This is a genomic window from Variovorax sp. MSC1_012, assembly GCF_023667525.1.
Lineage (GTDB): Bacteria > Pseudomonadota > Gammaproteobacteria > Burkholderiales > Burkholderiaceae_C > Variovorax > Variovorax beijingensis_B.
In genome coordinates, this window is the sequence record NZ_JAMOZJ020000002.1 from 126,698 (window position 1) to 150,442 (window position 23,745).

Here is a 23,745-nt window from a genome sequence, read left to right on the forward strand (position 1 = left end):
ACGGTTTTCTTTGGCGAGCAGCGAGGAGCACTGCCGTGCTGTTGACGAGTTCCCGATCAGCGCGCGATAACGAAAGTCACGGGAATGCCAGGTTATCGGCTGCTGACTCGATTGCCCGCCTGCGTCCTGGCAGATTGCGATCCTGCTGCACTGCCGAGCGATATAAATCGCCCCTGGAGATCAGCCTCTGATCGTGACGTGCGTGTGGAAGCGGTCTGAAGGTCCGCGAAGAATCTGGAATTCGAAGGGCCTCCCCTTCTTGTCGTAGCCAATGCGCATCACGTCGACCAACGCAGAGCCGATGGCCACGTCGAGCAGCTTCGCAAGCGAGACGTCGGCCAGCGTGGCGCGGGTGACCATCTCGATGCGGTCGTAGCGGATGCCCTCCGCCTGCAGCAGCTCGGTCAGCGCGGCACGGCCGAAGTCGGCCTTGGCGAAACGCCGCCCAACGTCCTCCGTCAGGTAGGCCACGCTGTGCAGGATCGGCGTGCGCCCGGTCACCCGCACACGCACCACCTTCAGTACCACCGCTCCCTCTTCGAGCTGCAGTGCAGTCGCCACATCGAGCGGCGCGGGCACGAAGCCGAATTCCTTGACGCTGGGCGTGCTACGGGAGCGGCGCTCGGCCATGGCCTCGAGAAATGCGTTCATGGGCATCGGCAGCGGCGCCGATGCGAATGGCACAGACAGGTAAGTGCCACGGCCGCGCTGCCGCTTGAGCAGGCCCCGCGCCTCGAGCGACTGCAGGGCACGCCGCACCGTCACGCGCGACACGCCGTATTGCGCACGCAGGTCTTCTTCTGTAGGCAACTGGTCTCCGTCACGCAGCCTGCCGCTGGCCACCATGTCTTCGATCATGGTGGAGATCTGGTGATGCAGCGCGACGCCGGGTTGCCGATTGAGGTCCATTCGGAAATCTTAACGGCTGGGAATACTTGGTCTTGCCAAATGTATTGATGTCAATACAATAATACCAAGCAGGCCTTACCGGCCCAAAGCACCACGGGACAACGCATGGCAGGCCGCACGCTCTTCGACAAGATATGGGACACCCACGTGGTAGCGGGCCTGGGCGACGGCTTCTCCTTGCTGCATGTGGACCGCCACCTGGTGAGCGACCCCGGTAGCAAGGCGCTGGCTGCGCTGCGCCAGCGCGGGCACGCCGTGCGCAACCCCGAACTCACCTTCGCGACGCCCGACCACACGGTCTCCACCGCCCCGGGGCGCACCGGCCACACGGCCAACGCGTTGCGCTACCTCAAGGATCTGCGCCACGAGACTCACGCCCAAGGCATCCGGCTGTTCGATCTCGGGCAACCTGGCCAGGGCATCGTGCACGTGGTAGGCCCCGAACTGGGACTGACCTTGCCGGGCGCCACGATCGTCTGCAGCGACAGCCACACCTGCACCCACGGGGCCCTCGGAGCGCTGGCGTTCGGCATCGGCGCCACCGAGTTTCAGCATGTCGCGGCCACGCAGACCATCGTGCTGCAGCGCCCGCGCCAGATGCGCATCTGGTTCGATGGCGTCCTGCCGCAGGGCGCGAGCGCGAAGGACCTTATCCTGCATACCATCGGTCGCCTCGGCGCGACGGGGGCCTCGGGCTGCGCGGTCGAATACGCGGGCCCGGCCATCGATGCACTCGACATGGAAGCGCGCATGACGGTGTGCAACCTCTCAGTGGAAATGGGCGGGCGCTTCGGCATCATCGCGCCCGACGCACGCACCTTCGACTACCTACGCGGCCGCCCGTATGCCCCGGTGGGCGCGCTTTGGGAACAGGCGGTGGCGCAATGGCGCGAGCTTCGCGGCGACGACGACGCGGTGTTCGACCGCGAGGTGCGCATCGACGCCTCCGGCGTCGGTCCGCAGATCACCTGGGGCGTGAGCCCGCAGGATGTTCTCGATGTCGGCGACGTCGTACCCGCGCCAACCGGCCCGACCCAGAAAGCCGCGCTCGAGTACATGGGCCTTCGCGCCGGCGATCCGATCGCGGGCACGCCCGTCAACTGGGTTTTCATCGGCTCGTGCGCCAACGCGCGGATCTCGGACCTGCGGCTGGCCGCGGCCGTGGTGCGGGGCCGCCGCGTGGCCCCAGGGGTGAAGGCCTGGGTCGTCCCCGGCTCCGAGCTCGTCAAGCGTGCGGCGGAGGACGAAGGGCTCGATCAGGTTTTCCGCGATGCCGGCTTCGAATGGCGCGAGTCGGGCTGCTCGCTGTGCGTGGCCGGCAACGGCGAGGCGGTGCCGCCCGGGCAACGCGCCGTGTCGACCTCGAACCGCAACTTCGTGGGACGCCAGGGCCCGGGCGCGCGCACGCACCTGGCCAGCCCGCAGATGGCCGCGGCTGCCGCCATCGCGGGCTGCATCGTCGATCACCGCACGCTGGAGACACGCGCATGACACCGTTCACCGTGCTGCACGCCGTGGCCGCCCCGCTACTGCTCGACAACATCGACACCGACACGATCATCCGCGTCGAACCGCTTTTCGGGGGCGTGCCGCGCGACGAGCTCGGACCGCACGCACTCGCAGCCCTGCGCTTTCGCGCGGACGGCACCGAGGATCCCGGATTCGTGCTCAATCGCGCACCCTACCGCGAGGCGCGCATCCTGCTCGCAGGCGACAACTTCGGCTGCGGCAGTTCGCGCGAGGGCGCCGTGTGGGCGCTCATGGCACTGGGCCTGCGCTGCATCGTGGCACCGAGCTTCGGCGACATCTTCCACGGCAACTGCTTCCAGAACGGTTTGCTGCCGGTGCAGCTGCCGCGTGCACAGGTGGAGGCGCTCGCGCATGCGGTGGCGCAATCGCCCTCGGCGCTCATGGAGGTCGATCTTCGCGCGTGCACCTTGCAGGCGCCGGGGATGGCTGCGCTGCCCTTCGACATGCCTGCGCGGCGCCGCGAAGGCCTGCTGCGCGGGCTCGACGACCTCGAACTGACGCTGGCCCGCAGCGCCGAGATCGACGCGTTCCAGGCCCGCGATGCGCAGGCGCGACCGTGGATCTATCTGAAAACAAAGGAGACACCGTGACCCCTTACCCTTCCCGGCCATTGCGCCGCATTGCGCTACGCACCGCCATGGCCATTGCCGCCTCGGCGCTGTTGCCACGCCATGCGCTCGCGGCCGACTTTCCGGCCCGCCCCGTGCGCATGGTCGTTCCGCTGCCGCCGGGCGGCGCCACCGACGTGGTCGGCCGGCTGATGGCACAGAAGCTCGGCGAGCTCTGGAAGCAGAGCGTGATCGTCGACAACAAGCCGGGTGCCGGCACCATCGTCGGCACGCAGGCCATCGCCCGCGCGCCGGCCGATGGCTACACCTTCGGCATCGTGATCAGCGCATTCACCATCAACCCAGCGCTGCGCACCGACCTGCCCTACGACACGGTCAAGGATTTCACGCCGCTGAGCCTGCTGGGGTTCCCGGTGATCGCGCTCGTGGCCATCCCCTCGTTCCCCGCTGAGGACGTGAAAGGACTGATCGAGAAGGCGCGTGCGAAGCCCGGTTCGATCAGCTTCGCCTCGCTGGGCATCGGGACCGCAACGCAGCTGGCAGGCGAACTCATGAACGTGCGCACCAACGCGGGCATGGTGCACATCCCCTACAACGGCAGCGCACCGGCCTACAACGACCTGCTGAGCGGGCGCGTGCCGGTCGGCTTCGTGCTGCTCGACTCGGCCCTTCCGCACGTGAAGGCCGGCAAGCTCAAGATACTGGGCATCACCAATGCGCACCGCAGCCGCATCTACCCCGACTATCCGACCATCGGCGAAACCATTCCCGGCTACTCGCTCGAGAGCCTGTTCGGCTTCGTCGCACCGGCTGGCTTGCCTGCGCCGGTGGCGGCCAAACTTTCGGGCGATCTTGTCAAGGTGATGCAGATGCCCGAGGTGCGCCAGCGGCTGGCGGAACTGAGCGTCGAGCCCGTCGCCTCCACCGCTGCGGAGTTCGCCGTAACCATCCGCAGCGAAATCACCAACTGGGCGCCGGTCGTGAAGGCTGCCGGGATCAAGGCGGAATAGGCGGCGCACCGCGCGCGGCCCGTTTGCGTGCCGTGACGAAGCTCACGCCGCGTGCAGCCGCGTCACCAGGCTCCCGGCAGCCTTGCGCAGCGCGGGCAGGAAGGTTTCGCGCACCTCCGCCAGCGTCATGCGCTCGGCGCGCACGGCGATGCTCATCGCCGCCATGACCTGGCCCGAGCGGTCGAACACCGGCACGGCCATCGAGCGCACATCCAGTTCAAGCTCGCCATCGTTGCTGGCGTAACCCTCCTCGCGGCAACGCGCGACGAGCGCCAGCACCTCGTCCGCATCGGTGACGGTGCGCAGGCTCAGGCGCGGGCGCGGCATGGCGTGCACGCGCCGCGCCGCTTCGTCGGGCGGCAAGCCCGCGAGCAGCACGCGCCCCAATGCCGCGCAATACGCCGGCAGCCGCGAGCCGATGCCCAGCCCCGTGCTCAGGCTGCGCCGCGCGGTCGAGCGCGCAATGATGATCGCGTCGTCGCCCTGCAGCATCGCGAGCGAGGCCGACTCGCGCGTGCGCTCCGACAGCGCATCGAGCAGCGGCTGCGCGAGCGACGGCGCGGGCCGTGAGGCAAGGTATGCGTGCGCCACCAGCAGCGTCTTGGGCAACATCCAGAACCGCTTGCCGTCGCTGTCCAGGTAGCCCAGCGTCTGCAGCGTGAGCAGCGCGCGGCGGGCAGACGCGGGCGAGCTCTGCGTGAGCCGCGCTACTTCCGACACCGTGAGCCGGCTGTGCTGGCGGCCGAAGCAGGTCAGCACGTCGAGGCCCTTTTGCAGCGAGGTCACGAAGTTCTTGTCTGGTGCGGCCTCCTCGCTGGGAGAACTTTCTTGGTTTTTGCGCATTGCGCAAATCTAACTTGTTGCACGCGCAGAGGCAAAGAGACACTGGAATCCCCTCGACGCACGAGGAACACGGAGACAACAATGTTCCAGAGACTCGCCCGACGCACGCTTACGCTGCTGGCCTGCGCCTGCCTGATAGCGCAGGTTCAGGCGCAGAACGACAACAAGATCGCACGCCTGGTCGTGCCCTTCCCCGCCGGCGGCACCGCCGACATCCTGCCCCGCGTGGTGGCCGACAAGCTGCGCGACCTGTACCCCGCGGGCGTGGTGGTCGAGAACCGCACCGGCGCGGGCGGCAACATCGGCGCCGACGTGGTATTCCGCGCCGAGCCCGATGGCAAGACGCTGCTGGCCTCGCCGCCCGCGCCCATCGCCATCAACCAGCACCTGTACAAGAAGCTGGGGTTCGATCCGGCGCGCTGGGTGCCGGTGACCGTGCTGGCCACGGTGCCCAACGTGCTGGTGGTCAACCCCAAGCTGCCGGTGCACAACGTGGCCGAGTTCATCGCCTACCTGAAGGCGAACCCCGGCAAGGTGAGCTTCGCCTCGCAGGGCAACGGCACCACCTCGCACCTGACGGCCAGCCTCTTCATGCAGCTCACGGGCACCGAGATGACGCACGTACCGTACAAGGGCACCGCGCCCGCTCTGGTCGATCTCATCGGCGGCCAAGTCGATGTGTTCTTCGACAACATCTCCTCGTCGTTGCAGTTCGAGCGCACCGGCAAGGTCCGCATCCTCGCGGTGGCCGACGAGCAGCGCTCCAAAGCCTTGCCCAACGTACCCACCTTCGCCGAGCAGAGGCTGCCCGCGATGAATGCGGTGACGTGGTTCGCGGTGGTCGCGCCGCCGGGCACCCCCGCGGCCACGATCGATACCACGCAGAAAGCGATGGCCGCGGCGCTCGCGCTGCCCGACGTGAAGCAGAAATTTGCGGAACAGGGCGCCGAGCCACGCGGCTGGGACAGCGCGCGCACCGGCCAGTTCATCCAGGCCGAATCGGCCAAATGGCACAAGGTCATCCAGGCCGCCAAGGTCACCATGGAATAAGCGACCCAGCGAAGAACCCCATGCACAACGACATCCAACCCCAGCCGGTCCACTGGTCCGGCGCCGGCCTCACGCGCATTCCGTTCGCGGTGTACAGCGACGCGCAGCTCGCCGCCGACGAGCAGGTGCGGATCTTCCGCGGCCCGGTGTGGAACTACCTCTGCCTGGAAGCCGAACTGCCCGATGCCGGCAGCTACCGCACCACCTTCGCGGGCGAGACGCCGGTGGTGGTGGTGCGCGACGACGACGGCGAGATCTACGCTTTCGAGAACCGCTGTGCACACCGCGGCGCGCTGATCGCGCTCGAGAAATCGGGCCGCAGCGACAACTTCCAGTGCGTTTATCACGCGTGGAGCTACAACCGCCAGGGCGACCTTACGGGCGTGGCCTTCGAGAAGGGCGTGAAAGGCCAAGGCGGCATGCCCGCGAGCTTCTGCAAGGAAGCACACGGCCCGCGCAAGCTGCGCATCGCGAGCTACTGCGGCCTCGTGTTCGGCAGCTTCAGCGGCGACGTGCCCTCGATCGAGGAGTACCTGGGCGACGAGATCTGCCAGCGCATCGAGCGCGTGCTGCACAAGCCGGTGGAGGTCATCGGCCGCTTCACGCAGGCGCTGCCCAACAACTGGAAGCTGTACGTGGAGAACGTCAAGGACAGCTACCACGCGAGCCTCCTGCACATGTTCTTCACCACCTTCGAACTGAATCGCCTGTCGCAGAAAGGCGGCGTGATCGTGGACGAGACCGGAGGCCACCATGCGAGCTTCTCGATGATCGATACAGCCGCGGAAAAGGATGCCTCGTACAAGGAGCAGGCCCTTCGCTCCGACAACGACCGCTATCGCCTGAAGGATCCGAGCGTGCTGGCCGGCTTCAAGGAGTACGACGACGGCGTGACGCTGCAGATCCTCTCGGTGTTCCCCGGCTTCGTGCTGCAGCAGATCCAGAACTGCCTGGCCGTGCGTCAGGTGCTGCCCAAGGGCACGGCGCGCACCGAACTGAACTGGACCTACATCGGCTACGCCGACGACACGCCCGAGCAGCGCAAGGTGCGCCTGAAGCAGTCGAACCTCGTGGGGCCCGCGGGCTTCATCTCGATGGAGGACGGCGCGGTCGGCGGCTTCGTGCAGCGCGGCATCGCGGGCGCGGCGGACCACGAGGCTGTCGTCGAGATGGGCGGCGATGCGGCCGTCTCCGGCGAAGGCCGCGCCACGGAGGCCTCGGTCCGCGGCTTCTGGAAGGCATATCGCCAGCACATGGGCGCCTGAGTCCAGCGAAGCAAAGAGAGATTCCACATGATCGACCTGCTGGCGCTGTGCGCCTTCAACGCGGCCTACGCCGATGCCATCGACAGCGATGCGCTGGAGCAATGGCCCGGCTTCTTCACCGAAGGCTGCCACTACCGCATCACCCACATCGAGAACGAGCGCGAAGGCCTCGCGGCCGGCATCGTCTACGCCGACTCGCGCGCCATGCTCGAAGACCGCATCGCCGCGCTGCGTGAAGCCAACATCTACGAACGCCAGCGCTACCGGCACTTGCTGGGCATGCCGCTGGTGCAGAACACCGATGCCGAGGCTGCGGAGGCGCGCACGCCCTTCCTCGTGGCGCGCATCATGGCCACGGGGCAGACCGAGGTGTTCGCCACCGGCGTCTACCAGGACCGCTTCGTACGGCAGGACGGCCAGCTGCGCCTGCAGTCGCGCGTGGCGGTATGCGACAGCACCGTGACCGACACGCTGCTCGCGCTGCCGCTGTGACCATGCGCGCCCCGTCCCGAAAACTCGCGCTGGCCGCCGGAGATCCGAACGGCATCGGCCCGGAGATCGCGCTGAAGGCACTCGCCGCGCTGCCCGAGGCCGACCGCGCGCGCCTCACGCTCTACGGCCCGGCCAGCGTGTTCGAACGCACGGCGGCACAGCTGGGCATGTTGGCATTGCTGCGCGACGGGCGGCTGGTGAACGCGGGAGAACTGCCCGCGAGCGCCGCGGTGCCCGGCCGCATCGATGCAGCGGCGGGCGCCTCGACCGTCGCCTCCGCCACCGCCGCACTGCAAGCGTGCCGGCGCGGCGAGGTCGATGCGGTGGTCGCCTGCCCGCACCACGAGACCGCCATCCACCAGGCCGGCATCGCGTTCAGCGGCTACCCGTCGCTGGTCGCGCGCGTGTGCGGCGTGTCCGAAGACCGCGTGTTCCTGATGCTGGTGGGCGGCGGTCTGCGCATCGTGCATGCCACGCTGCATGAGAGCGTGCGCACCGCGCTCGACCGGCTGACACCCGAATTGGTTGCGCACGCCGCCCGCGCGGGTGCGCAAGCCTGCGCACTGCTGGGCGTGGCCGATCCGTCGATCGGCGTGTTCGGCATCAATCCGCACGCCTCGGAAGGGGGGCTGTTCGGCCCCGAGGACGCGGCCATCGTGGTGCCTGCCGTCGCCGCACTGCGCGCCGAAGGCCTCCGCGTGGACGGCCCTGCCGGCGCCGACATGCTGCTGGCGCAGCGTGGGCACGGCGGCCACGATCTCTACGTGGCGATGCTGCATGACCAGGGCCATATCCCGGTCAAGCTGCTTGCGCCGCAGGCGGCCAGTGCGCTCAGCATCGGCGCCGATGCGCTGCTGTCGAGCGTCGGGCACGGCAGCGCCATGGACATCGCGGGCCGCGGCATCGCCGAACCGCAAGCCGTGCTGCGCACCATTGCGTTGCTCTCGGGAGGCAGGACATGAGCCATCGCATCGCCATCGCGAACAGCGACCTCGCCTTCGACTGCGCCGGCAACGAGAGCGTGCTCGATGCGGCCGCGCGCGCCGGCATCGAGCTGCCCTACTCGTGCCGCAAGGGTGTCTGCGGCAATTGCGCCGGCGCAGTGGTGCGCGGCGAAGTGGCGGCCATCGGCACAGGCACCCTCACCAACGAGACCTGTCTGCCGGGCCAGGTGCTGTTCTGCATGTGCGCGCCGCGCGGCGACATCGAGATCGCACCGACCGCGATGCGCCGGATCGAACCCGCCGCGCGCAAGCGCTTCACCGCGAAGGTGTTCCGCAACGAACGGGTCGCGCCCGATGTGTCGGTGCTGCAGCTGCGCCTGCCCGCGGGGCAACGCGCGAAGTTCAGGGCCGGGCAGTACCTGCAGCTCTCTCTGCCCGACGGCAGCACACGCAGCTATTCCATGGCCAATGCGCCGCACGAGAGCGATGCCGTCACGCTGCACGTGCGCCACGTGGCCGGCGGCGCCTTCAGCGCGCGCGTGCCGCAGCTGGCCCCTGGCGAGCTACTCGACATCGAGCTGCCCTTCGGCGCTTTCTCGCTGCGGGAGGATCAAACGCGCCCCCTGGTGTTCGTGGCGGGCGGCACGGGGTTCGCGCCGGTCAAATCCATCCTGGACGACATGCTCAAGCGGCGAATCGATCGGCCGATCACGCTGATCTGGGCGGCGCGGCAGGCCGACGGCATCTACTTGCGCCCCGCGGTCGCACGCTGGCAGAAGCAGTGGCCGGCGATGCGCTTCGTCAGCGCGTTGAGTGACGACGGCGCGGCGAGCGATGTCGACTTCGCGGGCCGCGCCGACGAGGCACTGCTGGCGACGTGCCCGGACCTGAAGGGACACGAACTGTATTGCTGCGGCTCACCGGCCATGGTGAACGCGGTGCGTGACGCGGCGGTGCGGCATCGCGGGCTCGACGCGGGCGACTTTCACTCGGACGTGTTCGTCGAGGGGCCCGCCGCGCACCCGTGATCGCAACCGCTCACCGAAGGCCTCGCAGCAGCGGCATGCTTTCAGGGCTCTCCCTGCAGACGGCATCCCATCACCTCGGGTAATGATCACCACGCCAGGATATCGGTGCCGCCGTCGGGGTTGAACTCACTCCGGGAACGGACACACGAATTCGCATTGTTGACATATCAACGTTGATTGATCAACAATCAATCCTGCATATTTTTTCCATCCCACGATGCCAGCCAAGAAAACCATTGCCGCGCCTGCGCGTCCTTCCCGTGTCCACGGCACGCCCAAAGCGGCGCAGCGACGGACCGAGATGTCCGACCCGGTCGTCGATCGACCGCTGCCGGCGCTCGCGACGGACTTCATCGGATGGCTCGTCACGAGCCTGTCCGTTCGACTGAGCCGCAGCGCTTCGAGCTTCTACATGGAGCGCTGGGACATCGGGACGACGGAGTACCGGCTTTTGCTCGCGCTGGGCGTGGAGCACGAATGCAGCGCGGCCTTCGTGGCCGCTGCCGCGGATGTCGACAAGGCCGCGGCCAGCCGCAGTCTGCAGGTCCTGAGCCAGCAAGGCCTGGTCACGCTGGCGCGCCACGGACGCGAGATGACGATCACCCTGACAGAGTCCGGCCGCTCGCTTTCGCAGGAGCTCTACAGCACGTCGCAGCAGCGCGAGATCCGGTTGACGCACGGCATGAGCGCGGCCCAGGTCAAGCGCCTGCGCGCCGACCTGCACACGTTGATCGAGAACCTCCCGAGATTGGGCGACGAATCCTTCGACGCCGACCTTCCGGACTGACACCTCCACGCACCTTCAGGTACCCCACGCAATCATGCTCAGCAGAGAAAACAACGACCTCCTCACACGCACCAATTCCGACACCCCGATGGGAAAGCTGATGCGGTGCTTCTGGACACCCGCCATGACCGAGGCTGAGGTGCCTGCCGCCGACGAGCCGCCCGTGCGCCTGCAGCTGCTCGGCGAAGCGCTTGTGGTGTTTCGCGACACAGAGGGCCGCGTCGGCGTCCTCGACCAGCAATGCCCGCATCGCGGTGCCAGCCTCTTCTTCGGCCGCAACGAGGAAGGCGGCGTGCGTTGCGTCTATCACGGCTGGAAGTTCGGCGTGGATGGTCAGTGCCTGGACATGCCGACCGAGGCGCCCGATAGCCCCATGCGCTGCAAGGTGCGCGCTCGCGCCTATCCGGCGCGCATCGCCGGGGGCGTGCTCTGGGTCTACATGGGCGAGACTGACAAGATGCCTCCCCTGCCCGACTTCGAATGGCTCGGCCTGCCCTCCTCGCATGTGTACGTCTCTCGCTGGGAGCAGGACTGCAACTACGCCCAGGCCATGGAGGGAGAACTGGACAGCGCGCATGTCGGCTTCCTGCACAGCCTGGTCGACAAGACGAACGACGACGATCGCGCGCTGACCGGGCGGTTCTTCAAGAATGACAAAGCCCCGCTCTGGAAGATCGTTCCGAGCCCATCAGGCTTCATGGCCTGCAACGGGCGCCGCGTCGACGAGGGCCAGCGCTACTGGCGCCTGAACCAGTTCCTGCTGCCCTTCTACACCATGATCCCTCCGCATCCGGCCGAAGCCCGGCTGGTGCGCATGTGGGTGCCGATGAACGATGAGCGCTGCTGGGTGCTGTGTGCCACCTTCCGGCCGGATCGCCCGCTGGAAGACAAGGAGCTCACGGCATGGCGCAACGGTGACTACGCGCACCGCCGCGTGATTCCCGGAACCACCCGTCCGACGGAACGCCTGGACAACGACTACCTCATCGACCGCGCGCAGCAGAAGACCGTTTCCTTCACCGGCATTGCGGGCATTCGCGCCCAGGACGCCATGGTCGCCGAGTCGGCCGGCCCCATCGTGGACAGGACGCGCGAACATCTCGGCACCAGCGACCGTGCGGTGGTCGCAATGCGCCGGTTGCTCATCGACACAGCGCTCGCTTGCGCGGATGGCCAGCGCCCCATGGGCCCTGACATGCCGCACCTGTACAGCGTCCGTGCCACGCAGACCGTGCTGCCGGAAAGCCTCGACCCCACCGAGTCGGACGAGCTCATGAGCACCGCACGACCGAAGGACCTGTCGGCCACCTGAGGTCAGCTCGGCGTTTCGCGACCCGGCGACACCCGGCGCTTCCACACACAAGACCAGGAGACAAACGATGAAATTCCCTCACCTTCCCTTCGGCGCGCGGGCGCTGATCCGCAACCTTCTTCTTGGCGGCGTCGTCGCCCTTGGCGCAGGCCATGGGCAAGCGGCCGAGACGGACTTCCCCAAGCAGCCGGTGACCATCATCGTGCCGTTCGCGCCCGGTGGCAGCCTCGACGCAACGGCCCGCGTGCTCGCGGAAAAGCTGCGCGACCTGCTGGGCCAGCCGGTGCTGGTCGTGAACCGTCCGGGTGCAGGCAGCGCGGTCGGAGCGCGCTATGTCGCGCAGGCCAAGCCCGATGGCTACACCCTGTTCATTGCGTCCGGGTCCGCGTTCGGATTCCTGAACCTCATCGTGCCGAACTTCGAGTACCAGTTGAAGGACTACGCGCCGCTCGGCGGCGTGGCCGTCTATACCTCGCTGTTCGCCGTCAACTCGTCGGCACAAGTGAAGACGTTGCCCGAGTTGGTCAAGCTGGCACACGACAGACCGGGCGGCCTGAGCTTCTGCACGACTGGCGTGAGCGGGCTGAATCATCTGCAGCTGGAGATGTTCAAGGGCCTGGTGAAGTCCAAGACCGGAGCGGCCCTGAACGTCATCCATGTGCCCTACAACGGCGTTGCCCCAGCTCTGACCGGCCTTCGTGCGGGCGAGGTACAGGCCTGCGCCCTTCCGTACAGCTCGATCGTTCGCAATTTCGAGGGCAACGGCATCCAAAACATCGCGGTTCAACGACATGAGCGCTTGAAGGCCATGCCGCAGGTCGGAACCACCGGCGAGCAGGGCTACCCGGAGATGGACGGCAACGAACAGCTCGTGACGCTGTCGGCACCCGCGGGCACGCCGGCGAGCGTGGTCGCGAAGCTAGAGGCGGCGCTGCAGACCGCGATGAAGGACGCAGACATCGTCAGGAAGCTGAACGATCTCGATGTTCAACCCACCTTTGTTGGCTCTTCCGACGCCAGGAGGTGGCTCGAGAAGGACGTGGCCAAGTTCAGCAAGGTCATCAAGGCCGCCGGCCTCGCGGTGCAACAGTAAGGAAGGCTGAAGACCACCGGCCCGTTGCGGCCGCGGTCTCGAGAAGAAATGCAGGAACAAGCAGAAAAAAGCGCGAGTCAGGCTGGGAGCGCCTTCGCAGTCCAAGTGGCTGCCATGCGCCTCGAATCGCGGGACGTGCTGAGCATCGAACTTCGCCACATCGAGGGTCTCCGGCTCCCGCCCGCCTCGCCAGGCTCCCATGTGGACGTACGTCTTGCCGACGGTGTGACGCGCCCCTATTCCGTGGTCAGCGGTGACGAAGGAATCTACGTGCTGGCCGTGAAGCGTGAAACGGGCAGTCGAGGTGGATCGGCCTATGTGCACGGCCGGCTGCGTGTCGGCGACGTGATTCAGATATCCACGCCTCGGAACCAGTTTCCACTGGCAGACCATGACGGCCCGTCACTGCTCGTTGCCGGAGGCATCGGCATCACACCGCTGCTGCCGATGGCAAGGACCTTGGAACGCGAAGGCCGGCCATGGCGCCTGCACTACACGGCCAGCAACGCGGCGGTCGCGCCTTTTGCGCGAGAGCTTCAGCAACTGGGAGAGAAAGTGCACCTGCACAGCAGTGCCAGCGCTGGCCGCATCGACTTGAGGGCGCTCGTGGCCGACGCCCCGCCAGGCACGCACTTCTACTGCTGCGGGCCGGAGGGCATGCTTGATGCGTTTGCCGAAGCGACCCGGGACATCGATCCTGCGCGCGTTCACGTAGAGCGCTTCGGCGTCGCAACTCCGCCGCCTGATGCGGGAAGCTTCGAAGTGCGCCTGGCCAAGAGCGGACGCAGCGTCATGGTGGGACCCGAAGTGAGCACACTGGACGCGCTTCTACAGGCCGGAGTGAACGTCGACTATTCCTGTCGCCAGGGCATCTGCGGTTCCTGCGAGGTGCGTGTGCTCGAGGGCATCCCCGAACACCACGACGAAATCCTTACCGCGGCCGAGCGGGCGAGCAACAAGACGATGATGGTTTGCTGCTCGCGCGCTTGCAGTCCGACCGTAGTACTTGATCTGTAGGTGCTCCCACGACCTGCCGACGCAAACCACCCTGGTCCGGTGCGATGACGCACGAAAGGTACGGAGATATTAATTGTCGATGGTGAAGATTCAACCAGCCTTTGGCTAACGACCGAGGTCCATCCGAGCCTGAGCACATTTGGCACAGGCTCCAGGCAGGACACCAGTTCACACCAGATGGGATGGTGCATGTGCAAGCTGTGCCGTGCCGGAGGGGTTCTCATGCTCCAATAATGTGAACTTCATCACGCCGTATGCCATTGAAAGCACCCGCAGCGCCACGAGAACACCCTATTGCCGGTGGTTGAGAGCGCCCCACTCACGCTGTCTGGCACCAAGCAGTCGTTGGACCCGAGGACCAACAAAAGCGCGAGTGAGAGCAGTGCAAGTTGCTGCGGCTTTCGACCTGTTTCAGTCGCTCGTCGCCTGGACGATGGGTATCGGAGAACACACGCGATGTTGCCGAACTCGCTCGAGGCCGGAGCAAGCCAACGCACAATTCCGCCATAACAAGGCATTCCCCGAGTACCTTCAATCCTGCCTCACGGCAAATTACCCCAATCTCTGAATGGGCCGCGCCCCGTGCAACCTCTCCCACGTCGCTCCTTCGCCAATTGGCTCGTTCCCGTCGCGCTCGCCTGCCTCGTGCTGGCCTTGCAGGCGGGCGGTGAGCCGGTGTACGAAGCGCTGCGCTACGAACGCGCGGCCGTGCTCGGCGGACAGTACTGGCGCCTGCTCTCGGCGCATGCGGTGCATCTCGGCTGGGCGCACTGCCTGATCAACGCCGGCGGGCTGGCGCTGTGCGCCGCGTTCGCGGCAGGCACCCGCAGCGGGTGCGCCTGGGCCGCCGCGATCGTCGTGCTGGCCCTCGGCGTGGGGATTCTGCTGGTGGCTGCATCGCCCCAGGCCACGAACTACGCGGGCCTCTCGGGCGTGCTCTACGGGCTGTTCATCTGGGTGCTGGTGCCGCGCGCCTGGCGCGGCGATCGCGTGGCCTGGATCGTCCTGGTCGCCGTCATCGCACGCATCAGCTGGCAGATGTTCCATCCGCCTTCGGACCCGCAGCGTGCGCTGATCGGCGGCGAGGTGATGGTCGAGGCGCACCTGTACGGCGCGCTGTGCGCACTGGCGCTCTGCCTCTGGCAGGGTGCGTGGCCGCACTTGCGGCGGGCCTGGGCCGGCGCCGAGGACTGACCTCGGCGCCGGCTTCACCGCTTCAGGACCGACGGCGGCGGGCGAGCGCAAGCGCCGCGAGGCCGGCCAGCGCCAGCGCGAGGTCGCCCGCGTCGAGCGATCCGCCGCGTCTGCTGAATGGGAAGGCGATCGGCATCACCGCCGGAGGGGGCTCCGTCGTCGGCGGCGTCGTCGGCGGCGGCGGCTCATTGTTCGACGCGTAGGGCTCGATGTCGTAGGCGTAGAGCTTGACACTCGTCCCCTCCTTGGGACTCTCCGCCTGCATGGCGACGAACCCGCCAACGGACGCCTGCCGCTGACTGATGGCGTTCCCGGCGTCCCTGTTCGGCGTCTCGCCATCGTCCACTTCCTTCAGAACATGATGTTGCTTGACACCGTCCTTGTCGGTAAACAGGAACATCTTCATCTCGCCGGTCTGCTGGTCGATGGGCGTGTTGAACCAGACCGCCTGATCCAGCGCTCTCTCAGCGATCTGCGAACCCTCTTGGCCGTTCGTCTGTCGCGTGATCAGCGAATGCTGACCCGCCACGACGGTGCCATTCGCTCCATTGCCCCTGAACACGACATGCGGGTAGGCATTGGTGCCATGGATGAAGCTCTGCATCGTGTGCCCTTCCTGGGCGGCGTACGGCCCTGCGGCAGGGCTCTTCGCCTCTTCGAAGACGAACTTGAGGTTGTCCTGGGCCAGCGCGGGCTCAGTCGCGGGCGCATTCGAATTGCGCAATGGCAGAAGGATGTCGCCACGGAGGATGACAGGCGTGCGCGACAGCGATTCCGGCGAGGCCGCCGTCGCGGGCTTGCTTCTGTTGGTCAAAGCAGCGGCCTGCGTCTGTCCGTTGAAAGCCGACTCCCCGGACACGACCATGTACGTCCTTCCGGGTTCAAATCTCGTGACGAGTCGCCAGGCTTTCTCCGTCGCCGCATGCTTGTGCAACCGCAGTCCGAAAGGGTTGGCGACCGGGTCCTGCGATGACAGGACGAGCGTGTTGCGACCATGTTTCGGCACAGCCTTCGTTTCCGCGACGCCGGACGCTCTCGCCATGCCGTCGCTCCCATAGGAGGTCTTGTACTGTTTGAAGGGAGTCACGCCGTCGCTGAAGCGAACTTCCGCATAGGACAAGGGTGCCTCCAGTGCATTGGCGGCATCCATCCACCCGACGGTCATCTTTCCAAAGGACAGGACGAACGTCGCCGTGTTCTCCGCATAGGCAGTTGCCGGTGCGGGCCCCCTCGCGGTCACCGTCACATGGCAGGGTTTGCCGGGAACCACAGCGCAGTCGGGCGGGTTGAACTTCATGCTCTCAACGGCAAACCCCGTGGGCAGGGAGACGTTGTCAGCGGTGAAAACGACGTTCTTCGTGGCGACCGGCACGTTGATGTCGAGCATCGCCTGAGCGTTCTTGCCGCCCCAGGTCCGGGCTTTGAAGGATTCGCCGCCATAGCTGAAAGTCGCGGTGACCCCGTTCGGCGGCAAGCCCGCATCGATCAGGTACTGCTCCGGGTTCGTCGTGGCCCAGTACGCCTCCTTCGGTCGGCCGACACCAGACCACGGATACCCGTTGGTGTGATAGCCCGGGTCCGTCATCCCCCACCAGGTGACCCGGTGCACGCCCCCCTTGTACTCAGGGTGACGACCTCCCGGACCGGCGGCGTACTCCTTGAGCAGGCTGAAGAGTTTCGCGTACTGGATGCCCTGCTCCATGAACAGGGCCTCCATTTCAGGGCCATTCTGAATCCGCTGGCCTTTGTCCAGACCCAGGGTCGGCGCGAGATCCAGCTCGGTCAGATCGACATTCGCCCCGGTTTCGAGATAGGTCTTGATGGTCCTCTCGAAGGCGTCCAGGTTGAGCCTCATGTCCCAGTGCCCCTGCGTGCCGATGACGTCGATCAGCGGCCTGGGTTTCCCCTTGGCATCCAGAAGTATCCGCCCTCTGCCTGCGGCCGATTCCGCCGCGTACCGTTCATTGAATTCCTTGACCATCGCAGCGATCGCCGTGGCCTTCGAGGCTCTCTCGTTGTCGTTGAAGTCGTTGTAGTTCAGGATCGCCGTCGTGTTTTGGCGCGCGTAATAGAAAGCGTCATACATGTAGTCCCAGCTCTTCCCACCCTTGGCATAGGCTTGGGCCCATCGGGCCGGCCGCTCCTCGGGGCTGTAACCAGTTCGGAGGGCGTTCCTCCAGTCGGCGGGGTTGTCGGGGTTGTCTTTGAACGCTTCGTTGACGACGTCCCAGGAGTAGGCCTTGAAGGGTTCCCGATCGAAATGGCCGGCCACGGTCCGGACGTAATGCTCCAAACTCGTCTTCGCCGTTGCGTAGTCCCACGGAGTTTCCCATCCGCCAGTCGAAGTCAGGACGTTGGGGGCGGGCCATTGGGCCGACTGGTTGTGCCAGAGCAGCACGTGCCCGGTGACCTTGACGCCGCGCGCATTGGCCGCGCTGATGTCAGCGTTGATGCCCGAGGTCAAATTGGTAAGGAAATTCGGGGTTGGATTGCTCATCCCTCCATTCCAGAAATCCGGCTTCATGGCGTTGCTGGGCGTCACCGCGTTGAAGTGTTTCAAGGTCATGGCGGCGACCGAGTTTTCGCCCGGCACCACGTCGGAGCCGAAGTTGCGCGCGTCGAGATTGGTGCTGCCGATCAGGAAGTAGTTCTTGTACACATCCTTCAGCCCCGGCCAATCGGCAGGGTTCGCAGGCCGATCAGCCGCCAAGGCGGCGTTCGCGATCACAAGTCCGGTTGGCAGCGCAATCAAAAGACGCTTGAAGTCAAGTCTGCTGAACATGATCCCGATCCTCCTGGTGATTCCGACGATCGGAGAGTTCTCGATGGCTGGCTCTGCGGCAGACGCCTGTGCGCCTTATCGCAGATCGACGTTCGATGGTCAGATGCATGCTTGTCTCCTTGGGTTGAAAGGAATCATGAGGCGACCGGCCGTCACAGCCGCGCTCCCTGCAGCAGGCCGCGGTCGGCCAGGTTGCCGATGAAGGCACGCAGGCCGAAGCGCCAGGGCGGTGCGGCCTCGCAATGCGTCACCCGGTTCCTCAGGCTGCCCAGCCAGTGGCTGTGGATGCTGACCACGTCGCCCAGCTTGTGGGTGAAACCGCCGCCCGGCTCGTCCCGGTCTTCGGTGGGAGCGAACAGCGTGCCCAGGAACAGCATGAAGCCGTCGGGATACTGGTGGCAGGCCAGCGTCTGCGCCACCAAGTCGACCGGGTCGCGGCTGATGCTGGCCATGGTGTTGATGCCTCGCAGCGTGTAGCCGTCGTCGCCGGTCACCTGCAGGTGCACCGTCTCGCGGCGCAACTGGTCGAGGCCGAAGTGGCCATCGAACAGGCGGATGAAGGGGCCGATAGCGCAGGACGCGTTGTTGTCCTTGGCTTTGCCGAGCAGCAGCGCGCTGCGGCCTTCGATGTCGCGCAGGTTGACGTCGTTGCCCAGCGCGGCGCCGACGATGTCACCGCGGCTGCTGACGGCCAGCACCACCTCGGGCTCGGGGTTGTTCCAGGTCGATTCGGCGCGGATGCCGATGTCCTGGCCATGCCCCACCGATGCCAGCACCGGCGCCTTGGTGAAGACCTCGGCATCGGGCCCGATGCCGACCTCCAGGTATTGCGACCAGAGCTTCTGCTGCTGCAGCAGGTTCTTCAGCGCCAGCGCTTCGGCCGAGCCGGGACGGACGTCGGACAGGCTGGTGCCGATCAACGCAGTGACCTGACTGCGCAGCCCCAGCGCACGACTGGCGTCGCCGCCGGCCTGCTCCTCGATCACGCGTTCGATCATGCTGCCGGCAAAGGTCACGCCGGCGGCCTTGACCACCTGCAGGTCGCAGGGCGCCAGCAGCCAGGGAACGGCGGGGTCCTGGCCTTCTGGCCTGCTATTGTCGAGCAGCGCATCGACGCTGCACAGGAACTCGCCGGCCACCGAATGCACGGCTTGCGCCGGCTGGTCGGTCTCCAGCAGCGTACTCATGGTGGCGAAGTGCTTGCTCAGATCGAACACGCCATCGGGGCGCAGCACCACCACAGCCGGGCCGGCGGGCGTGCCGGCACGCCAGACGCGACCTACGAGCGTTCCGGCCAGGCCGTCTTGCGGCAGCACCTGGCGCAGGCCATCGGTGCGCACCGGCATGGCCGTCGTTGTTGCAGTCATTCAGATTTCCTTGGGGCTTGATCAATGGTTGTGGCGCGGCGTGCGTTCGGCGATGCGGCGGCACTTCAGGGCCATGCCCAGCGCGGCGGCGCCGGTCTGCAGCCAGCGCAGGCCGCCGCCAACTGCGCAAGGCGGGGCCGGCCAATGCAGCCAGCAGTGCAGCCGCCAGAGCCAATGATCTGATTTCATGATGTCTCCGGAATGGGATATGCGGGGTGCGGCGACCTTGCCGCGACTCGCCGGCTCTCTGCGGGCCGTACTTGATGGACCCGAAGGCTAGGTGACGGCCCCCTGCCGGTCCACTGACTTTTTCGCTAGCATCCATTCCAAATGCTGATGAGTTCAGGCAAGACCTCTGATAAACCCCTGATGCTGGCGCAAGTCTCGCGTCTGCGTTTCCGGCATCTGCAGTTCCTCGACATCCTGGGAAAGACGCGCAATCTGCGCCTGACTGCCGAGCAGATGTACATCACGCAGCCGGCGGCCACCAAGGTGTTGATGGACATCGAGGAGATGCTGGAAGCGCGCTTGTTCGATCGCCTGCCGCGCGACATGCAACCCAACGAGCTGGGACTCTTCACCTTGCGTTATGCGCACTCGGCACTGGACGGCCACCGCAAGTTCGTGGACGAGTTCAGCACCCTGAAACAGGGAGGGCACGGCCATTTGTCAATCGGCGCCATCTCGGGTTCGGCGGCGCATCTGCTGATTGCGGCGGTGGCCGAGCTGCAGCGCCTGCGGCCGCTGCTGGTGGTGAAGGTGCTGGAACAGAGCAGCGACCAGCTGATCGTGTGGTTGGCCGAGCGCAAGATCGACGTGATGATCGGCCGTTTCACCGACGAATCTCAGCGCGACCAGTTCCATTACGAAAACCTGACCGGTGAAAGGTTGCAGATCACCGCAGGCGTGCATCATCCGCTGCGCGGACCGAACGTCCCTGGGCTGAGGGAACTGTCGAACTGGCCGTGGATTCTGTATCCGACATCCACGGCGCTGCGCAAGGTGTCGGATGACATCTTCCGTAGCACAGGCCTGTCGCTCACCTCGGGCATCGTCGAGACGCCGTCGTTTCTGTTCGCGCTGGAACTGATGCAGAGCACGACCATGCTGTCGCTGCAGCCCGCCGCGCTGGTGGACAAGTATGTACGGCGCGGGCTGCTGACGCGCATCGCGGCCGAGCTCCCCAACCGCATGCCCGACTTCGGCCTGATCACGCTGCAAGGCGAGCCCCCCAGCACGGCCGTGCTGGCGTTCATGGACGTGATCCGCAACATGGCGGACCACGAGGCCGAAGAGACATTGGCCGAAAGAGCGGCGCCCGGTGCCAGGCCCAAGTCACGGGGTCGCGCGTCTTCTCGCTGTTGATCAGACGGTCGAGGCCCAGCCCGGTTGCTGTTCTTCAGCGCATCTGGCAGCGGCGCATCCGGGAGGCGCCTCGATACCAGCACAGCCGCTTTGGAGCCAGGCCCACGCCACCGAGCCCTTCCGCCTGCGCGTCAATGGGGTGTCACGCAGCTGAAGTTCGCCCGCGGCCACGGGCTGAATGGGCGGAGAAGTCCGATTGGTGCGATTTGCGCGACGTGAATTGCTGGTCTGACCGGCGGCCGGCGAGGGCTGTGCCAGCAACGCAACCCCTCACTCCCACCGCTTTTTCGTCGCGATGATGCCCAGCGGATACCCGCGGCGTCCCAGCGACTGGCGCAGCACGATCCGGCTGGCGAAGCGCTCGATGCCGATGTCGTCCTCCAGCATCCTTTCCATCAGCGACTGAAAATAGCCGACGCCCGGCGCCACGATCTTCAGCAGGTAGTCGTAGCCGCCGCTGACGTTGTACCACTCGACGATTTCCTCGTACTTCCCGACGGCTCCCTCGAACTTGCTGAAATCATGCGGCCGATGGCTGCCAAGGGTGACCTCCGAGAACACGATGACATGGTCGCCCAGTTTTTCCAGGGCGATCTCGGCGCCATAGCTTCGGATCAGCCCGGTCTCCTGCAGTCGCTTGGTCCGCAGCAGGCACGGGCTGGGGCTGAGGCCCACAGACTCCGCCAAGTCAACGTTCGAGCAGCGACCCTCGCGTTGGAGATGCACAAGAATCTTGAGGTCGAACCGGTCGAACGAAACTGCTGATCTCATGGCGTCATCGTACGTTCAAGTCGACTCGGGCTACCCGCTCTGCGCCTCGGCGAGCGATTCGTCCAGCGCTTCGATCACCATGCCGGCCTGTTCCGCCGAGAGCACCAGCGGCGGCCGGATCTTGAGCACGTTGTGTCCCTGGGCGCAGGCGCTGAGCAGCACGCCTTTGTCGCGCATCAGGTTGACCACCCGGCTGGTAAGGCCGCGCTCCGGCGCGCGGGTCGTTCGGTCCGATACGAGCTCGACGCCCACGAAGAGCCCCGCCCCCCGCACGTCGCCGATGGCCTCGTGCTTTGCGGCGAGTCCGGTAATGCCGTCGAGCAGCAATTTGCCAACCTGGGCTGCGTGCGGCATCAGCCGTTCCCGTTCGATGGTCTCCAGCACCGCCAGGGCGGCTGCGCAAGAGACCGTGTTGCCGGCAAAGGTGTTGAAGTAGCGCGAGTGCTTGCCGAATTCCGCCAGCGCATCGGCTGTCGCAAGGAGGCCCGCAATCGGCTGGCCATTGCCCATGGGTTTGCCCAAGGTAACGATATCGGGAACGAGGCCGTGGCGCTGGAAGCCCCACATGTGCTCGCCGGTACGGCCGAAGCCCGGCTGCACCTCGTCGGCGATGAACAGCCCGCCCGCGCGTTTGATTGCCTCGTCCGCTCCCTTCAGGAAGCCTGCCGGCTCCGGCAGGATGCCGTCGCTCGTGAAAAGCGAATCGACGATCAAGGCTGCCGGCTTGATGCCGTGGCGCTGAAGGTCGGCGATCGCCGCCTCGACGTCGCGCGTGAAGCGCTTTCCAAGGTCGGCGCCTTCGGCGTGGTACTGGCGCGGCGCCGGCACCAGGCGAACGTGAGGACCTAGGGCGACCGTCACCCCGAGCGATGGCGAGAACTGCGACACGGCGTCGGTGATGCCGTGATAGGCCGTGTCGGTGACGATCACACCCGTGCCGCCCGTGCGCACCTTGGCGATGCGATACGCCAGGTCGTTGGCCTCGCTGCCGGTGCAGGTCAGCATCAGGTGGGCAAGGTCGGTGCCGGGCACGCTGGCGAGCAGGCGCTCGGCCAGTTCGAGGATCGTGTCGTGAAGGTATCGCGTGTTGGTCGCGAGTGTATTCACCTGGCGGCAGATCGCCTCGGTCACGGCGGGATGGCAGTGGCCGAGCGAGGTGACGTTGTTGTAGACGTCGAGATAGCGGCGGCCTTCCGGGTCCATCAGCCACACGCCGTCACCGCGCACGATGTGCAGCGGGTGTTCGTACATGAGCCGGTAAGCGGGGCCGAGCAGCGCATTGCGCCTCTCGATCATTGCCTCGGTGGCGGGCCCGACATTGGCACGGCCGGGGATGTAGGCGTTGACCATGTTGAAGTCAGCGGTGGTTTTCATAGGGAGGTTCCAGTTCGTGCGGGGGTCAACAAGCGGTCGCGCGCTTCGTGGTGGGAGAGGTCTGCCATTTGAGACAGCGCCTCCCAGGCCGCGGGGTTGTGGCGCATGATGTAGGCGCGGTTTTCGGGATAGCGCAACGCGCGCCACTCCGAGATCAGCGCCGTGATGAGATGGCGCGTCGCCATCAGGTCGGCGACGATGTCCTGCTCCGGTTCAGTAAGCGGCAGAACGGCCTGGTAGGCGCCGACGAATTGCGCCGCTCCCTCGAACGGGTCGGCACTGCCGGTCATGTGGAAGGCGGCAGCCGTTGCCACCTCGCCGACCAGCGGCGCATGGAGCATGTCGCCGAAGTCGATGATGCCGGTGATGCGCGCCGGGTCGTCCGGTGCGACCAGCACGTTGTAGAGGTGGTAGTCGTTGTGGATCACCTGCGCCCGGAGCGACGCGAGGCGGGGCAGCACGTGATCGGTGAAGCGCGTCATGAACGACTGGGCCAGCGCGCGCCGTGGTCCTTCGACGAGGCTGTCGAGCTGCACGGTCAGACGGTGCGCGGCCGACACGTTCCACAGCAGGTCGTGCGTGGCCGCGGGGTGCGTGAAACCTTGCAGAGCGAGGTTGAGTTCGGCCAGTCCCTTGCCCATCGCCACGCGTTGCGCGGCTCTGCGCGGTGTCTCCCGGATCTGGATGCCTTCCAGGTAGGTAAGCATGCGCACGGTGGTTCGAGCGCCGTCAGCCAACATCACGGTGTCGCGCGTGCGGCCGTCCAGCGTCCGCACGACGCGGGGGACGGGCTGGCTGGGCGATGTGCGGGCGATGTGCTCCAGGGCGGCGATCTGGAAATCGACCAGCGACACGGGCTCGGAGGGGTTGCTGATCTTGAACACGTAGCGCGTGCCGTCGGCAGACTCCACGGCGCAGTTCTGGTCGCGCTCGCCGGCCAGCGACTTCACATTGCCGTCGATGCCGTAGAGGCGCGCCACCAGCGCCTGCACCTCGGCTGGCGCCATGTTAGGCACTGCGGTGCTCAGCGCGGCAACTTCGCT

At 66.3% G+C, this 23,745-nt stretch carries 22 protein-coding genes; 14 read left to right on the forward strand and 8 right to left on the reverse strand.

The window, feature by feature from the left end; all coding sequences use genetic code 11:
• Positions 1–180: 180 nt before the first annotated feature.
• Complete coding sequence (locus tag L1081_RS26080) at positions 181–909, reverse strand: UTRA domain-containing protein (protein WP_489417534.1); 729 nt, start codon at positions 907–909, stop codon at positions 181–183.
• 105 nt (positions 910–1,014) lie between these two features.
• Between L1081_RS26080 and leuC the strand changes: the two genes are divergently transcribed.
• From leuC to L1081_RS26095, 3 genes are read left to right on the forward strand one after another with little or no spacing between them, the layout of a single operon-like run.
• Complete coding sequence (gene leuC / locus L1081_RS26085) at positions 1,015–2,400, forward strand: 3-isopropylmalate dehydratase large subunit (protein ID WP_489417535.1); 1,386 nt, start codon at positions 1,015–1,017, stop codon at positions 2,398–2,400.
• Positions 2,397–3,029: a 3-isopropylmalate dehydratase small subunit gene (gene leuD / locus L1081_RS26090; protein ID WP_489417536.1), complete on the forward strand. Its 633-nt coding sequence runs from the start codon at positions 2,397–2,399 to the stop codon at positions 3,027–3,029. The genes leuC and leuD overlap by 4 nt, the downstream gene beginning before the upstream one ends.
• Positions 3,026–4,018, forward strand: a complete 993-nt coding sequence (locus L1081_RS26095) for a tripartite tricarboxylate transporter substrate-binding protein (protein ID WP_489417537.1) — start codon at positions 3,026–3,028, stop codon at positions 4,016–4,018. Before leuD ends, L1081_RS26095 begins: the two co-directional genes overlap by 4 nt.
• 42 nt (positions 4,019–4,060) lie before the next feature.
• Here L1081_RS26095 and L1081_RS26100 read toward each other — a convergent pair whose 3' ends face one another.
• A complete protein-coding gene (locus L1081_RS26100) occupies positions 4,061–4,804 on the reverse strand; it encodes an IclR family transcriptional regulator domain-containing protein (RefSeq protein WP_489417538.1) in 744 nt (247 codons plus the stop codon).
• 138 nt (positions 4,805–4,942) lie between these two features.
• On the opposite strand from L1081_RS26100, the gene L1081_RS26105 reads away from it, so the two are divergent.
• The 10 genes from L1081_RS26105 to rrtA all read left to right on the forward strand — a co-directional run bounded on the left by L1081_RS26105 (position 4,943) and on the right by rrtA (position 15,043).
• Complete coding sequence (locus L1081_RS26105; protein WP_489417539.1) at positions 4,943–5,911, forward strand: tripartite tricarboxylate transporter substrate-binding protein; 969 nt, start codon at positions 4,943–4,945, stop codon at positions 5,909–5,911.
• A 20-nt stretch (positions 5,912–5,931) separates the two neighbouring features.
• Entirely contained in the window at positions 5,932–7,176 is a 1,245-nt protein-coding gene (locus L1081_RS26110) for a Rieske 2Fe-2S domain-containing protein (RefSeq protein WP_489417540.1), read from the forward strand.
• 27 nt (positions 7,177–7,203) lie between these two features.
• Positions 7,204–7,668 carry a nuclear transport factor 2 family protein gene (locus L1081_RS26115; protein ID WP_489417541.1) on the forward strand — a complete coding sequence of 155 codons (465 nt, stop codon included), beginning with the start codon at positions 7,204–7,206 and terminating at the stop codon, positions 7,666–7,668.
• 2 nt (positions 7,669–7,670) lie between these two features.
• A complete protein-coding gene (locus tag L1081_RS26120; RefSeq protein ID WP_489417542.1) occupies positions 7,671–8,630 on the forward strand; it encodes a 4-hydroxythreonine-4-phosphate dehydrogenase PdxA in 960 nt (319 codons plus the stop codon).
• Positions 8,627–9,640: an FAD-binding oxidoreductase gene (locus L1081_RS26125; RefSeq protein WP_489417543.1), complete on the forward strand. Its 1,014-nt coding sequence runs from the start codon at positions 8,627–8,629 to the stop codon at positions 9,638–9,640. The genes L1081_RS26120 and L1081_RS26125 overlap by 4 nt, the downstream gene beginning before the upstream one ends.
• 217 nt (positions 9,641–9,857) lie before the next feature.
• Positions 9,858–10,427, forward strand: coding sequence for a MarR family transcriptional regulator (locus L1081_RS26130; RefSeq protein WP_489417544.1), 570 nt, complete (start codon positions 9,858–9,860; stop codon positions 10,425–10,427).
• Positions 10,428–10,551: 124 nt separating this feature from the next.
• Positions 10,552–11,739: a Rieske 2Fe-2S domain-containing protein gene (locus L1081_RS26135; RefSeq protein ID WP_489417545.1), complete on the forward strand. Its 1,188-nt coding sequence runs from the start codon at positions 10,552–10,554 to the stop codon at positions 11,737–11,739.
• Between the two features lie 67 nt (positions 11,740–11,806).
• A complete protein-coding gene (locus tag L1081_RS26140) occupies positions 11,807–12,832 on the forward strand; it encodes a tripartite tricarboxylate transporter substrate-binding protein (RefSeq protein WP_489417546.1) in 1,026 nt (341 codons plus the stop codon).
• Between the two features lie 114 nt (positions 12,833–12,946).
• On the forward strand, positions 12,947–13,849 hold the full coding sequence (locus L1081_RS26145) for a 2Fe-2S iron-sulfur cluster-binding protein (RefSeq protein WP_489417547.1): 903 nt from the start codon (positions 12,947–12,949) through the stop codon (positions 13,847–13,849).
• A gap of 582 nt (positions 13,850–14,431) precedes the next feature.
• Positions 14,432–15,043: a rhombosortase gene (gene rrtA, locus L1081_RS26150; protein WP_489417548.1), complete on the forward strand. Its 612-nt coding sequence runs from the start codon at positions 14,432–14,434 to the stop codon at positions 15,041–15,043.
• A gap of 22 nt (positions 15,044–15,065) precedes the next feature.
• Here rrtA and L1081_RS26155 read toward each other — a convergent pair whose 3' ends face one another.
• From L1081_RS26155 to L1081_RS26165, 3 genes are all read right to left on the reverse strand, one after another.
• Positions 15,066–17,825: an endo-1,4-beta-xylanase gene (locus L1081_RS26155; protein WP_489417549.1), complete on the reverse strand. Its 2,760-nt coding sequence runs from the start codon at positions 17,823–17,825 to the stop codon at positions 15,066–15,068.
• Positions 17,826–17,977: 152 nt separating this feature from the next.
• Positions 17,978–19,192: a fumarylacetoacetate hydrolase family protein gene (locus tag L1081_RS26160; RefSeq protein ID WP_489417550.1), complete on the reverse strand. Its 1,215-nt coding sequence runs from the start codon at positions 19,190–19,192 to the stop codon at positions 17,978–17,980.
• Positions 19,193–19,213: 21 nt separating this feature from the next.
• Positions 19,214–19,381, reverse strand: a complete 168-nt coding sequence (locus L1081_RS26165) for a hypothetical protein (protein WP_489417551.1) — start codon at positions 19,379–19,381, stop codon at positions 19,214–19,216.
• Positions 19,382–19,522: 141 nt separating this feature from the next.
• On the opposite strand from L1081_RS26165, the gene L1081_RS26170 reads away from it, so the two are divergent.
• Entirely contained in the window at positions 19,523–20,557 is a 1,035-nt protein-coding gene (locus L1081_RS26170) for a LysR substrate-binding domain-containing protein (protein WP_489417552.1), read from the forward strand.
• Positions 20,558–20,827: 270 nt separating this feature from the next.
• Here the strand turns inward: L1081_RS26170 and L1081_RS26175 are convergent, their stop codons facing one another.
• Genes L1081_RS26175 through L1081_RS26185 form a run of 3 tightly spaced genes read right to left on the reverse strand, consistent with a single transcriptional unit; the run spans position 20,828 to position 23,709 of the window.
• Positions 20,828–21,328, reverse strand: coding sequence for a winged helix-turn-helix transcriptional regulator (locus L1081_RS26175; RefSeq protein WP_489417553.1), 501 nt, complete (start codon positions 21,326–21,328; stop codon positions 20,828–20,830).
• A 30-nt stretch (positions 21,329–21,358) separates the two neighbouring features.
• Positions 21,359–22,702: an aminotransferase class III-fold pyridoxal phosphate-dependent enzyme gene (locus tag L1081_RS26180; protein ID WP_489417554.1), complete on the reverse strand. Its 1,344-nt coding sequence runs from the start codon at positions 22,700–22,702 to the stop codon at positions 21,359–21,361.
• Positions 22,699–23,709, reverse strand: coding sequence for a phosphotransferase (locus L1081_RS26185; protein WP_489417985.1), 1,011 nt, complete (start codon positions 23,707–23,709; stop codon positions 22,699–22,701). The genes L1081_RS26180 and L1081_RS26185 overlap by 4 nt, the downstream gene beginning before the upstream one ends.
• Positions 23,710–23,745 lie beyond the last annotated feature (36 nt).